Origin of the sequence: Bradyrhizobium sp. LTSP857, assembly GCF_000938285.1 — a bacterium.
Taxonomy (GTDB): domain Bacteria; phylum Pseudomonadota; class Alphaproteobacteria; order Rhizobiales; family Xanthobacteraceae; genus Bradyrhizobium.
Genome location: NZ_JYMS01000049.1, coordinates 500689 through 514458 on the forward strand (window position 1 = coordinate 500689; position 13770 = coordinate 514458).

Genomic DNA, 13770 nt, shown 5'->3' on the forward strand with positions numbered 1-13770 from the left:
CGAGATTGACAGTCAGATTATCGGTACCCGACCCGACGGATTGATCGCCGCAGTCGGCAGCGTGCGCATCGCCGACCTTTATGCCGAGCCATGAGGGCGCTCACCCGGACGGGTGATGACGCGGAGCCCGCGGCGGGTTCAATGGAATCACCGAGGCCTGCCATGTGGTCGGTGGACGTGGTCGGTGGACTTGGCCGGGTATGTCACGGACTTCGGAAGGCGGATCATGAGGAAGCTTGCTGCGGCGCTGGCGATTTTATGCACGTGTTTCGCCGCGGCTCGCGCGGAAGAACCGACGCCTGCGTGGGCGTATCCGATCAATCCGCCGGATTTCAAACCATCTCCTGACGACGATCAGCCCCGGCAAGTTCCGGGCAGCTCTCTCACCTATCGCACGGCTCAAACACGCGACTTGTTCTTTTCGCCTGACTGGCACCCCGACGATCATCCCGAGATGCCTGAAGTCGTGGTGCGTGGGCGAAAGCCCGATGTCTTCGCCTGCGGTTTCTGCCACCGCGCGGACGGAGCCGGCGGCCCCGAAAACGCAGGCCTTGCCGGGCTTCCGGCGGCCTACATCATTCAGCAAATGGCTGACTTCAAGAATGGGGCGCGAAAGACGGCCGGTCCTGACCGCGTTCCCATGCGATTGATGGTCAAGGCCGCCATAGCTGCTTCGGACGAAGAGATCCGCGCCGCCGCGGCCTATTTCTCCGCCTTGACGCCGAAATCCTTCATCAGGATCGTCGAAACAGACACCGTGCCGGAAACCCGCGTCACCGCGTGGTTTCTGGCCGATGCAAACTCCGGAAAGAAAGAACCTGTCGGCAACCGGATCATCGAAGTCCCGGAGGACCTGGTGCAGTTCGAGAACCGCGACGCGCGGGCCCGCTTCATCGCCTATGCACCGATCGGCAGCATTAAAAAAGGTGAAGCGCTAGCCACGCAAGGCGTCGGGGCCGCCGCCGCTCCGTGTGCAACTTGCCACGGCGCCGGGCTGAACGGAATGAATGACGTTCCCAGGCTCGCCGGCCGGTCGCCCAGCTACATTGTTCGGCAGCTCCACGATTTCAAGCACGGCGCACGAAGTGGGAGCGGCAGCGAACTGATGAAACCGGTGGCCGAGGCGCTCACACTTGACGACATGATAAATCTTGCCGTCTATGCGGCGTCGCTGCCGGCGGAGGCGGCCTCGCCGAGATAGTATTTTTCGGTCACTCCACCAATTCCGGCCACGGCACGATGGTCGACTTCACCGTCTTCATGGCCACCGCATCCTGCACCGCCTGCGCGACGCCCTCTTCCGTGAAGGGATAGATCGTCTGCATCTTCAGCCACGGATATTTGTCGCGGGTGCGGTAGAGCATGTCGACGCCGAGCGGCAAATCGTTGGCGGTAAAGCCCCAGGAGCCGAGCACATTGAGGTCCTTGGTGCAGATGCGGTGCCATGAGGTCTCGATTGAGCCGGCGTCGGTGAACTGGCCCATCTCGACATAGGTGCCGCCATCACGCAACATCTCGATGCCTTCGGGGCCGGCGGTCGGATGGCCCGAGCAATCCATCACGAGATCAGCACCAAAACCGCCGACGATCTCACGCACGCGCGCGATGCGATCTTGCGGTGTCTTGAGCTCCTCGATGTTCACCGTCGCCTCGGCGCCGAATTCGCGCGCGAGTCTCAGCCGCGGCTCCTCCGGCGCGCCAACGCAGATCACCCGCCCTGCGCCCATCTCCAGCGCGGCGGCGACCGCGAGAATGCCGATCGGGCCCGAGCCCTGGATCACCACGGTGCCGCCCCAGCTGAAACCGCCGGCGCGGCTCGCGCGGTTGAAGGCGCGGATGCAGGACGTCAGCGGCTCCGACAGCGCGCCCAGCCGCAGCGACATGTCGTCGGGCAATTTGTAGATCTTGGTGCCCGGCAGTATGTCGAGATCGACATAGACATATTCGGCCCAGCCGCCCCACATGTGAGGTGGTTTGTCGAAGCCGAGATAGCGGCCGTAATAGACCGGCGTCAGGCACTTGTTGGCGGTCTGCGGATAATGGATGCAGTAATAGCAGCGGCCGCACGGCATCAGCGGCGGGATCATCACTTTTGAGCCGACCTCGAGCTGCTTGCTCATGAAGTCCTCGGTGAATTCCTCGCCGCATTCGACGATGATTCCGCCGAGCTCGTGGCCGAGCGTGAACGGCCAGGGCAGCGGCTTCGGCCAATGTCCCTTGAGGATGTGCAAATCGGTGCCGCAGACGCCGCACGCGCCGATCTTGATCAGCGCAGCCTTCCGGCCGACCTTCGGCCACGGCACGGTGCGGATGACGGGCTCGCTGCCCGGCCCTGCATGGGTGCAGACGCGGATGTGGTCCATGGCTGTTTCCTCGATGCCCGTCTGTTGTGATTGATTGGTGCGGGCTGAGGCGAAGCGTATGTGAGATGTGTGACTGTGCCAAGCCGCGGTCCTTGTAGTCCGCATGAAGCGAAGCGTAATGCGGGGGCGGCGTTCCCGGATTTCGCTGCGCTCCATCCGGGCTACAGCGCCTGTCACAAGCTCAACCGTCATCCTGAGGTGCGCACCTTGCGATGCATTTGCATCGCAAGGGGAAGCCTCGAAGGATGGCCACAGGCGCTTGCGGCTCATCCTTCGAGGCGCACAAGAGCGCGCACCTCCAGCGACAACCGCTTCGCGGTTGCGCGGGGATGACGGTGGTGAGTGTGGCAGCAGCGCATGGCAGATGTCCAAGCGCACCCAAGTGTCTTGAGCCCTCACCGGCGACCGTGTAGGGACGGCTCAAGTCCCACCCAGGTGATCGATTGAACCCCCTCCCCCAAAATCCCGTGGTCGCGTCCGGCTCGTTCGCGGCCATGAAGTCGGTGCCGTACCGCCTCCAGTTCATCGCCTATGTGCTGGCGATGATGGCCGACAATATCGAGCACGTGATCAGCTATTGGGTGGTGTTCCAGAAATTCCATTCGCCGGCGCTGGCAGGCTTTGCCGTGCTGTCGCACTGGCTGCCGTTCCTCTTGTTCTCCGTCGCCGTCGGCGGGCTCGCCGACCGGTTCGACCCGCGCCGCATCATCCAGTGCGGAATGCTGCTGTTCATCGTGGCCTCCAGCGGCTGGGGCTTCTTCTTCATCACCGACACGATCCAGATGTGGCACGCGATGCTGCTGCTGGTGATCCATGGCTGTGCCGGGGTGCTGTGGCAGACGCCGAACCAGCTGCTGCTCTACGACCTCGTCGGCCCCGCCGATCTTCCGAGCGCGGTACGCCTGAATGCGATGGCGCGCTATCTCGGCATTCTGGTTGGCCCTGCGGTGGGTGGCGTCATCATGCTGACGCTCGGCACTTCGCACGGCATCATCTTCAACACGCTGTTTTATCTGCCGATGCTGCTGTGGTTGTTCTGGGCTCCGGTGCGCGACAGAAGCGTCGCTGTGCGGCGCTTCGCAGTCCGCGGCTTTGCCGACATCGTCGACACCATGCGCGCCATCGGCACGCAGCCGGTGCTGACGGCGATGACTTGGCTCGCCGGCCTCACCTCCTTCATGGTCGGCAACGCCTACCACGCGCAGATGCCGGGCTTTGCCGGCGATCTCGGCCACGGCGATCCCGGCGTGTCCTACAGCGTGCTGCTTGCCGCCGACGCGGCCGGCGCGCTGCTTGCGGGCATCGCGCTGGAATCCTGGGGGCGCCTCAAGGGCACGCCGCGCACCGCGATCCTACTGGCGATGCTGTGGAGCGTGGCGCTGCTTGGCTTCGCCGCGGTGCGGATCTATCCGGTTGCAATCGTGCTGCTGTTTTTCGCAGGCTTCTTCGAGTTGTCGTTCAACACCATGGCGCAGGCGCTGGTGCAGTTGAACGCGCCGCCCGACATCCGCGGCCGTGTCGTCGGCCTCTACAACATGGCCGGGCTCGGGATGCGGGCCTTCAGCGGCATCACCGTCGGCCTCTTTGGCGCGGCGATCGGCACTCACTGGTCGCTGGGACTGTCGGCCGCCGTGCTGCTCGCACTGCTGTTTCTCCTCAATCAGCGCGCGGCAAAGAAGGCGTAGCCCCTCGCGAAGCTGCCCGTTGACAGCAACGTCTCGCCACCGCAGGTTTGTCACGACGGCTGGGGAGATGAAGCGTTGCGCAATCGCTGGGGCATTCTTGCGATCCTGTTCTTTGTGCGCCTCACCATTGCGTTCCAGTTCCAGAGCGTGGCCGCGGTCGCGCCGCTGCTCGAGAAGACGTTCGGCGTTGGGCTCGCCGATATCGGCATCCTGATCGGGCTCTATTTCACCCCTGGCGTGGTGCTGGCGCTGCCGGGCGGCGCGATCGGACGAAGGTTTGGCGACAAGCCAACGACGATCGCGGCGCTGCTGTTGATGACAACGGGCAGCCTCGTGATGGCGTTGGCTGAAGCCTGGGGTTGGCAGATGGCGGGCCGGCTCGCCTCCGGCGCCGGCGGCGTGTTGCTGACGGTGCAGCTCACCAAGATGGGCACCGACTGGTTTGCCGGCAAGGAAATCGCCACCGCCATGGCGATCTTCGTCAATTCCTGGCCGGCCGGCGTCGCGATCTCGCTGCTGGTACTGCCGGCCATCGGTATCGCGCATGGTGCCGGTGCCGTCTTCCTGGCGGCCGGCGCGCTGACCGCAGCCGGGATCGTGCTGATCGCGTTCTATCAGCCGCCGCCGACGACAGGCGCGACAGCGGCCACCTCGGCGCGGCTCGATCCGCTGGCGCTGCTGGCGGTGATCGTCGCCGGCGCGATCTGGGGCCTCTTTAATGTCGGCTTCGCCATGATCTTCTCATTCGGCCCCTCGCTGCTGGTCGAGCGAGGCTGGAGCATTGCGGCGGCAGGCTCTGCGATCAGCCTCGTGCTGTGGCTGTCGGTGATCTCGGTCCCGGCCGGCGGTTTTATCGCCGATCGGACCGGGCGGCCGATGACGCTGGCGGTCACGGCGTGTCTCGTGGTTGCTGTGCTGCTGGCCTGGCTGCCCCGGTCCGACGCGGTGATCACGATCATCGTCCTGATCGGCCTGATCAGCGGCCATCCGGCCGGACCGATCGTGAGCCTGCCGGCCCGCGTCCTCGCGCCCGAGACCAGGGCGATCGGGATGGGCGTGTTCTACACTCTCTTCTATGCCGCGATGATGCTGGGACCGGCGGTGGCAGGAAGGCTCGCCAAATCGGCCGGGACTGCCGCGGTCGCGCTCGACCTCGGCGCGCTGGCCGTGCTCGCCTGCCCGCCGCTGATGTGGCTTTTTGAACGGATTGTGTCTGTCCGTGATCGCCGCGCCAAATCATAACGCGGCATTAACCCTATGCACCTTAGGGTCGTCTCGGACTCCGCCAGGCGGGGGGTCGGGTTGTGAAAATGGCGTTGGCGAACAAAAAATTTCTTCCGGCCGCCGAGGAACGTCGGCGTTTCCAGCGGGTGAAAGTTCACCTGCTCGGCCGCTACATGCTGCCGGACCGCCGTGAATTCCCCTGCCAGGTGATCAACATGTCGCCCGGCGGGCTTGCGCTGCTGGCGCCGGGTATCGGCAATGTCGGCGACCGCGTGGTCGCCTATCTCGACCATATCGGCCGGGTCGAGGGCAAGATCACCCGCATCATCGACAACGGCTTCGCCATGACGGTCGGGGCGACGCCCCGCAAGCGGGACAAGCTCGCGGCACAGCTGACCTGGCTCGCCAACCGCGACATTCTCAACCTGCCGGAGGACCGCCGCCACGACCGTATCGTGCCGCGCAACCCGATCGCGGTGCTGACGTGTGAGGACGGCACCAAGATGACCTGCCGCATCATCGACCTCTCGCTGTCCGGCGCGGCGATTGCCGCAGAGAACCGGCCGCCGCTGAAATCAACGGTTTTGCTCGGCCGGGTCCAGGGTCGCGTGGTCCGAAATCTCGAAGACGGCTTCGCGCTCGAGTTCCTGCACTCGCAGCCGATCGAGACTCTCGAAGAGAGCGTTACCGCGCGGTAAAGCGCGACGACGCCAAAACACCGTTTTTTTAGCCTCAAGGCGGCCTCCGCGATGCGGACGCCGCCTTTTTCGTGCGTCGTCACGGGCCTCACGCGGGTTAACGCGCGGCCTGTTCGCATGCGAAACAGCAGTTCCGCCAGTGTTCCCGCGTTAATCCTTACAATTTGAATCAATTGCAGTCATATCAAATTTTATTCGAATAATATTCAAGTATAGATCGAATTCGCCGCTCGTTTTACTTGTATTCGTCTCGACTTGACTTGACGGACTTAGCGGCAACGCAAAAGCTCCATGCGCAATGTGGTCCCAACAAGAAACGGGGGCCGCAATGTTGGACTTCAGGGGACAGGGGAAGGGTTTGGCGCTTGCCGCCATGCTCTTCGGGATCGGCGCGACAGCGCAGGCCGGCGAAAGCCGACTGCTCTACGCGAGCCTCGGCGACACCACGCGTGCGCCGATCGGCTGGGTCGAGTTCTGTTCGGAGAATACCGCTCAGTGTCAGGGCGGGCCGACGCAGCCGCGCGACATCGTGATGTCGCAGACCGCGTGGCGCGACCTGACCAAGGTCAATCGCTGGGTCAACGAGACCATCAAGCCTTTGACCGACCAGGAGCACTGGGGCGTGATCGAGAAGTGGTCGCTGCCGACCGATGGTTACGGCGACTGTGAAGACTACGTGTTGTTGAAGCGCAAGATGCTGATCGATGCCGGATGGCCGCGCGAGGCCCTGCTGATCACCGTCGTGCGCGACAAGAAGGGCGAAGGACACGCGGTGCTGACGGTGAAGACCGACAAGGGCGAGTACGTTCTCGACAATCAGAACGAGAACGTCATTGCCTGGACGGAAACCGGCTACCGCTTCGTCAAGCGCCAGTCGCAGAGCGATCCCAATGTCTGGGTCTCGCTCGGAGATACCAAGCCGGCGGTCTCCACCGCCAGCGCAAGAGATCAGTAGTTCGATCCGTAGGAACGAGACAACGAGTTACGCGACCCGGTCACATCCCCACCCCTCCCCGTCCCAGACCGGTTCGCGCGCGGCCAGCCATCCCCCAATGGCTGGCCGCAACTTTTTTTGAGGCATGATCGACGCCTGCCTTCGTCAGCGCGCTAGGATATTCTTGTAGACCTTGCCGCTCTTCATGATCACCACAAAATTCTTCGCGGGATCTTCGACGAGGGCGATGTTGTCGAGCGGATTGCCGTCGACCAGCAAGAGATCGGCGAGCGCGCCCTCCTCGACCGCGCCGAGCTTGCCGGGATAGGGATTGCGCAGGCCCGACAGGCTCAGGAGTTCGGCATTGGTCGACGTCGCCATGGCCAGCGCTTCGGCCGGCGTGTACCAGCGCGTCAGCGCGGCCAGCATTGAGCCTTGCTTCTCCGCCAGCGCCTGCGAGAACAGGACATCGGTGCCGAACGCAGTCTTGAGGTGATACTTCTTGGCCAGCGCATAGACACGATCGGTGCCGGCGACCACCTGCCGCAGCTTGTCCTGCTCCGCCGGCCCGAGCCCGGCACCCATCGACATATCCAGGAACGGCTGCGTGCTCAGCCAGATCCCCTTCTCCGCCATCAGCTTTGCGCTCGCCTCGTCCATGAGATGGCCATGCTCGATACATCTTACGCCGGCGGCGATCGAGCGCTGGATCGCGACCGGCGTATAGGCGTGCGTGGCAACATAAGTGCCCCAATTGTCGGCGGCCTCGACGGCGGCGCGCAGCTCGGGCTCGGTGAAGGTCGAGACGTCCAATGGACTGAACGGCGAGGCCACGCCGCCGCCCGCGGTGAGCTTCACCTGGGAAGCACCCTGCATCAGCTGCTCGCGGGCGCGCACGCGCACCTCGTCGGGACTGTCGGCAACCATGCTGCCGCCGATCCGCTCCATCCGGCTGAGCATGCCGCCGATGGTTCGCGGCAGGTCGGAGAGTTGGCGGAAGTCGCCGTGACCACTGGTGATGGTGATGATGGCGCCGGACGGATAGATGCGCGGACCGACGACGAGGTCCTCGTCGATGGCCTGCTTGAGGCCGAAACTCGGCCCACCCATGTCGCGTATGGTGGTAAAGCCGCGCATCAGCGTCGCGGTCGCTTCGCTGGCGGCGAGCAGATTGTTGTAGCCGATATCGCCTGCCATTGCGGCCATCGGCGTCGGGCGCACCAGCATCGCATGCCAATGCGCGTCGATCAGCCCCGGCATCAGCACGCGGCCGCCGCCGTCGATCACTTGGCCGGCGGCCGCGATATCCGCGGTCGAGATCTTCTCGATCTTCCCATTCCTGACGAGGACATTCGACGCGGCCGAGAGCGCGCCGTTCTTTCCGTCGAAGATTTTGACGTTGCGGAACAGGATGGCAGAGTCCTGTTGGGCCGGCGCAGGCAGCGCGCTGCAGAGAAGCACTGCAAGCAGCACTGCGAGTCCGGCCCGCACCTTCAATCCCAACATATTCAGTCTCCGCGCCAATACGCTGTTACGTGGCTGCGGCCACAGGCCGCCAAGCAAAGGTCAGCCACCCGATGCCGTGCGACAACAGGTCGATGCCGAGCAGCATTCCCAACACCCAGAGCCCGGTCGTCGGAAAGCCCGTGAGGATGATGAGACCCGCAAGCACGCCGAACAGGCCTGACGCGAGCATAATCCCGCCGCCCTGCTGCCAGCGGCCGATGCCGATCAGCATGCGGACGACACCGGAGACGAGGAGCGCGAGGCCGAGCACGTAGGTGAGCAGCAGCGCGCCGGTCAGCGGCTGGCTGACGAGAATGATGCCGAAGGCGATATAGAGAATTCCGAGCACCACCTGCCAGACGAAGCCGCCCCAGCCCTTGGTCCAGAACGCGTGGAAGATCTCGAAGGCGCCAGCGGCGATCGCCATCCAGCCGATGAACAGCGCGCTGACCACGGTGAAGAACGCAACGTCGCCCAGCACCATCAGTCCCGTGAACACCATAAAGAGACCCAACAGCACACAGACCCAGCGGGGTGGTTGCGGCAGGCCGGTTGCGCCCATCGGCGCGCTATGGTCGTAAGTCGTCATGACATCCTCCCTCGGTTAATGCCAACGCCAGCCGCAATGGCGACGGCCCCCGTGCAAGCGCCGGATAGAGCTGCGAATTTTCTCCATCGCGATTTGATCTGAATCGTCGCTGCGCGTCGTCCGCAAGCGCCTGCACCACTTCGGAGCCTGGCAAATGGCCGGTCAAAACATACGCCGGCTTCCGCTCATCGACGACCGAACGCGACGCCATTGCACCACTCCACAGGACGGCTTCGCCTGGTGTCGGCTCCGTTCCAGAACTCAATGCGCGAGGGTAAGTTGATGCCGACGCCCGACGCGAGTCAATTTGCAACCACAGGGCGCTTCTGCAATTCAGCCATACGACTGAATGAGAGATACATGGGCACGTGTCGTCGGAACGAAATTTCCTGAAAGATGCGTCAGTGCGGCTGTCTCACTTGCATCGAACTCTCATCAAAAGACGGACATCGCGTTCGACCCCCGATCAACGCAAGATTGCCGCTCTCATTGAAAACAGGCCGCGATATCGCGGTTCGCTTACGCGCCCAGCACGTCCGCCAGCCGCAGCTCGTCGGCGGCGGGATCCTTCAAGAACAGCTCGGCCTCGATCTCGCGAAGATGCGACAGCATCTGCGCGCGTGCGACGGCCTTGTCACGCTTGCGGATCGCAGTGACGATCTCGGCGTGATGATCGGTGCCGCAGGCCGGCGTGTCATGACGGCGATAGAGCAGGATGATCAGCGAGGAGCGCGCGATCAGCTCTTTCAGGAAGCCGAGATAGATGCTGTGGCCGGACATCTCGGCAATCAGCCGGTGAAATTCGCCGGAGAGCCTGACCGAGGCACGCGCGTCGCCGCGCAGCTCCGCCTCGCGCTCTTCAGCGAGATGCCCCTGGAGGCGATTGATCCAGGCCGGCGAGACCGCTGCACAGGCGTGGTCGACGATGGTGGGCTCGATCAGCCGCCGCGCCTCGAACACTTCGCGGGCATCCGCAGGTGTGGGACGCGCCACGAAGGCACCGCGGTTCTTCTCGATGTTGACGATACCCTCATGCGCAAGCTGTTGCAGCGCGGTGCGGACCAGGGTGCGGCTGGCGCCATAGATCTCGCCGATCTCGTCTTCGCCAAGTTTCGTGCCCGGCAGCAGGCGATGCTCGAGGATCGCCGCGGTCACGCCTTCCCTGATCCGGCTGACGCGATCGCTCACGTCTGGCGCATCGGACTTTTGGCGGGTTTTGGCGGCCATCAGTTCAAGGGTTGGGTTTGAGGGCTCGATCGGCGAAGTTCGGCCTTGAATGTTAGTCGACGAGCTGTATCCAATTACAGGCGAAACTTTATACAATCTTCGCCCATTTTGTGTGCACATTTCTGCCCGCCCGGCGCGCCGCGTGGTTGCGCCGAATTCGATCTAACGGCCTGACTCCGCTGCACAGTTTTGGAATTCGGCAATCCCGGGGCTGTTGGCACGGACCTCGCAGAGAAAGCCGAAGCATCGCCCTCCTTTCGGACAAGCCATGGCCACTCCCGCCGCCCTCGAACTGGTCGCCGTCACCAAGCGCTACGACACGACGCTCGCCGTCGACAACGTCAACCTGAAGATCCCGGCCGGCACCTATTGCTGCCTGCTCGGCCCATCCGGCTGCGGCAAAACCTCGACTTTGCGCATGGTTGCGGGCCACGAGGCGGTCAGCGAGGGCGACATCATTCTGGGGCCGCAGAACGTCACCGACCTCGAGCCCGCCAAGCGCGGCACGGCAATGATGTTCCAGTCCTATGCGCTGTTTCCGCACCTGACCGTGCTCGACAACGTCGCATTTGCCCTGAAAATGCGCGGCATCGACCGCGCGACTCGGCACAAGCGCGCCGGTGAGTTGCTTGAGCTGGTGGCCATGAGCCAATATGCGGCGCGGCTCCCGGCGCAGCTCTCTGGCGGCCAGCAGCAGCGCGTCGCGCTCGCCCGTGCGCTGATCACCGAGCCGCAGATCCTGCTGCTCGACGAGCCGCTGTCCGCGCTCGATCCGTTCCTGCGGGTGAGGATGCGGGGCGAACTGAAGCGGCTCCAGCGCGAGCTCGGCATCAGCTTCATCCAGGTCACCCATGGCCAGGAAGAAGCGATGGCGCTCGCCGACCACATCGTGGTGATGAATCACGGCAAGATCGAGCAGCAGGGCTCCGCCCGCGATATCTTCCACCATCCCCGCACCGAATTCGTGGCCCGCTTCATCGGCGGCCACAACGTCCTCAGCGACGCTGGCAAACTCATCGCCGTGCGCGCCGATCAGCTCGGCATCGTGCCGTTCACTGACGGCGTGTTCGGCGCGCCGGCGCTGCTGACCCAGACCGAGTACCAGGGCTCCTATGTCGCCGTCTCGCTTACGCTGGACGACGGCACCGCCCTGTTCTCACACGTTTCCGAGGCCGCCTTCGACGTTCACCCGTTCCGTCCGGGCGATCGCGTGCTGGCCACCTGGGATCCCGCCAAGGCGCAACGCCTGCAATAACGATTTCACTTAGAAAATGCGCAACAGAGGAGTGACTGATATGACCGAGACGACCAGAAAGACAGGTGTCAGCCGCCGCACGCTATTGAAGAGCACCGCAGGGCTCGCCGGCCTTGCCGCCGGCTCCGGCGCCATCACCGGCTTTCCCTATGTGATGTCGGCCGAGCCGAAAGTGCTGCGCTATCTCGGCACCGCCGTGAACGAGGGCGACGACATCTCGAAGCAGTGCCTCAAGGACACCGGCATCAAGATCGAATACATCACCGCGACCACCGACGACGTCACCAAGCGCGTGATGACCCAGCCGAATTCCTTCGACGTGCTGGACACCGAATATTTCTCGCTGAAGAAGCTGGTGCCATCGGGCAACATCCTTGCCCTCGACTCCAAGAAGATCAAGGAATTCGACAACATCACGCCGGTCTTCACCAAGGGCGAGACGCCCGGCGGCAAGAAGATCGGCAATCAGGGCACCGCGCCCTGGAAGGTGCTCTATCTCGAAGGCAAGGACTCCAAGACCTTCTCCAAGACGGCGACCGAGTTCGTCACGCTGATCCCGACCGTCTACAACGCCGACACGCTCGGCATCCGTCCCGACATCATCAAGCGCCCGATCAGCTCCTGGGCCGAGTTGCTCAACCCCGAGTTCAAGGGCAAGGCCTCGATCCTCAACATCCCCTCGATCGGCATCATGGACGCCGCGATGGTCGTCGAAGCCACCGGCAAGTACAAATATGCCGACAAGGGCAACATGACCAAGGAAGAGATCGATCTCACCATGAAGGTGATGACCGAGGCGAAGAAGGCCGGCCAGTTCCGCGCGTTCTGGAAGGACTTCAACGAGAGCGTCAATCTGATGGCCTCGGGAGAGACCGTCATCCAGTCGATGTGGTCGCCGGCGGTGACGAAAGTGCGCTCGATGGGGATTGCCTGCACCTTCCAGCCGCTGAAGGAAGGCTATCGGTCCTGGGCCTCGGGATTCTGCGTCTCCAAGGGCGTGTCGGGTGCGAAGCTCGATTGGGCTTATGAGTTCGTCAACTGGTTCCTGTCCGGCTATGCCGGCGCCTATCTCAACCGCCAGGGTTACTACTCGGCTGTGCTCTCGACCGCGAAGGCGAACATGGAGCCCTACGAGTGGGCCTACTGGATGGAAGGCAAGCCGGCCGAGAAGGACATCAAGGCGCCCGACGGCTCGCTGCTGGAGAAGGCCGGCGCGGTGCGTGACGGCGGCTCCTACGAGGACCGCATGGGCGGCGTTGCGTGCTGGAATGCCGTGATGGACGAGAACGACTACATGGTCCGCAAGTGGAACGAGTTCATCGCTGCGTGATGGATACGTCGGAAGACATCCTGCAACAGTCATCCCCGGACCTGGTCCGGGGACCCGACACGACGCGCGCCGCGAAAGCGGCGCGCCTGTCGCCATCCTTCATCTCCTGGCTCCAGGCCGGGCCGATGATGCTGGTGTTTCTCGCCTTCTTCCTGATCCCGCTGGTGTTCGTCGTCATCGTCTCGTTCTGGGACTATAACGAATATCAGTTGCTGCCGGCCTTCTCGGGCCGCGGCTACACCGACACGTTCGAAGGCTGCATCGCGCAGCTGCCTGATCTCTGTACGATCGGGCGAACCTATGTGAAGACGCTGAAGCTCTGCGTGATGGTGTGGGCGATCACGCTTTTCATCGGCTTCTGGGTCGCCTACTTCCTCGCCTTCCACGTCAAGTCCAAGACCTGGCAGATGGGGTTGTCGCTGCTCTGCACGATCCCGTTCTGGACCTCCAACGTGATCCGCATGATCGCCTGGATCCCGCTGCTCGGCCGCAACGGCCTGGTGAACTCCGGCCTGGTCAAGAGCGGGCTGATCAACCAGCCGCTGGAATGGCTGCTGTTCTCCGAATTCTCCGTGGTCCTGGCGCTGGTGCACCTTTTCACGTTCTTCATGGTGGTGCCGATCTTCAATTCGATGGTGCGCATCGACAAGTCGCTGATCGAGGCGGCCTACGACGCCGGCGCAACCGGCTTCCAGACGCTCGTCAACGTCATCATTCCCCTGGCCAAACCCGGCATCGTGATCGGCTCGATCTTCGTCATCACCATCGTGATGGGCGACTTCATCACTATCGGCGTGATGGGTGGCCAGCAGATCGCCTCTGCCGGCAAGATCATCGAGACACGGGTGAACGCGCTGCAATTCCCGGCCGCGGCCGCGAATGCCGTGATCCTGCTTATCATCACCTTCCTGATCATCACCATGATGTCCCGCATCGTCGACATCAAGAAGGAGCTGTAG

12 protein-coding genes are annotated in these 13770 nt (G+C 63.4%); 8 read left to right on the forward strand and 4 right to left on the reverse strand.

Going from position 1 to position 13770, the window contains the following annotated elements; genetic code table 11:
- Window positions 1-226: 226 nt before the first annotated feature.
- Entirely contained in the window at window positions 227-1201 is a 975-nt protein-coding gene (locus UP06_RS35780; protein WP_045008361.1) for a c-type cytochrome, read from the forward strand.
- A gap of 10 nt (window positions 1202-1211) precedes the next feature.
- Here UP06_RS35780 and UP06_RS35785 read toward each other — a convergent pair whose 3' ends face one another.
- A complete protein-coding gene (locus UP06_RS35785) occupies window positions 1212-2363 on the reverse strand; it encodes a zinc-binding dehydrogenase (protein WP_045008362.1) in 1152 nt (383 codons plus the stop codon).
- A gap of 443 nt (window positions 2364-2806) precedes the next feature.
- Here UP06_RS35785 and UP06_RS35790 point away from each other — a divergent pair, with 443 nt between their 5' ends.
- From UP06_RS35790 to UP06_RS35805, 4 genes are all read left to right on the forward strand, one after another.
- The gene (locus UP06_RS35790) at window positions 2807-4048 is read left to right on the forward strand and encodes an MFS transporter (protein WP_283806050.1); all 1242 of its coding nucleotides are present in this window, start codon (window positions 2807-2809) and stop codon (window positions 4046-4048) included.
- Between the two features lie 75 nt (window positions 4049-4123).
- Entirely contained in the window at window positions 4124-5290 is a 1167-nt protein-coding gene (locus UP06_RS35795; protein WP_045008363.1) for an MFS transporter, read from the forward strand.
- A gap of 68 nt (window positions 5291-5358) precedes the next feature.
- On the forward strand, window positions 5359-5970 hold the full coding sequence (locus tag UP06_RS35800) for a PilZ domain-containing protein (RefSeq protein WP_045008364.1): 612 nt from the start codon (window positions 5359-5361) through the stop codon (window positions 5968-5970).
- 328 nt (window positions 5971-6298) lie between these two features.
- Window positions 6299-6925 (forward strand): transglutaminase-like cysteine peptidase, encoded by a 627-nt coding sequence (locus UP06_RS35805; RefSeq protein ID WP_045008365.1) that lies wholly within the window; start codon window positions 6299-6301, stop codon window positions 6923-6925.
- Between the two features lie 144 nt (window positions 6926-7069).
- On the opposite strand, the gene UP06_RS35810 is transcribed toward UP06_RS35805, so the two are convergent.
- The 3 genes from UP06_RS35810 to UP06_RS35820 all read right to left on the reverse strand — a co-directional run bounded on the left by UP06_RS35810 (window position 7070) and on the right by UP06_RS35820 (window position 10226).
- Window positions 7070-8410: a metal-dependent hydrolase family protein gene (locus UP06_RS35810; RefSeq protein WP_045008366.1), complete on the reverse strand. Its 1341-nt coding sequence runs from the start codon at window positions 8408-8410 to the stop codon at window positions 7070-7072.
- A 25-nt stretch (window positions 8411-8435) separates the two neighbouring features.
- Window positions 8436-8999: an HdeD family acid-resistance protein gene (locus UP06_RS35815; RefSeq protein ID WP_045008367.1), complete on the reverse strand. Its 564-nt coding sequence runs from the start codon at window positions 8997-8999 to the stop codon at window positions 8436-8438.
- 519 nt (window positions 9000-9518) lie between these two features.
- Entirely contained in the window at window positions 9519-10226 is a 708-nt protein-coding gene (locus tag UP06_RS35820; RefSeq protein WP_045008368.1) for a GntR family transcriptional regulator, read from the reverse strand.
- 268 nt (window positions 10227-10494) lie between these two features.
- On the opposite strand from UP06_RS35820, the gene UP06_RS35825 reads away from it, so the two are divergent.
- Genes UP06_RS35825 through UP06_RS35835 form a run of 3 tightly spaced genes read left to right on the forward strand, consistent with a single transcriptional unit; the run spans window position 10495 to window position 13770 of the window.
- On the forward strand, window positions 10495-11481 hold the full coding sequence (locus UP06_RS35825) for an ABC transporter ATP-binding protein (protein ID WP_045008369.1): 987 nt from the start codon (window positions 10495-10497) through the stop codon (window positions 11479-11481).
- Window positions 11482-11521: 40 nt separating this feature from the next.
- The gene (locus UP06_RS35830; protein ID WP_045008370.1) at window positions 11522-12811 is read left to right on the forward strand and encodes an ABC transporter substrate-binding protein; all 1290 of its coding nucleotides are present in this window, start codon (window positions 11522-11524) and stop codon (window positions 12809-12811) included.
- Complete coding sequence (locus tag UP06_RS35835) at window positions 12811-13770, forward strand: ABC transporter permease (RefSeq protein WP_045008371.1); 960 nt, start codon at window positions 12811-12813, stop codon at window positions 13768-13770. The genes UP06_RS35830 and UP06_RS35835 overlap by 1 nt, the downstream gene beginning before the upstream one ends.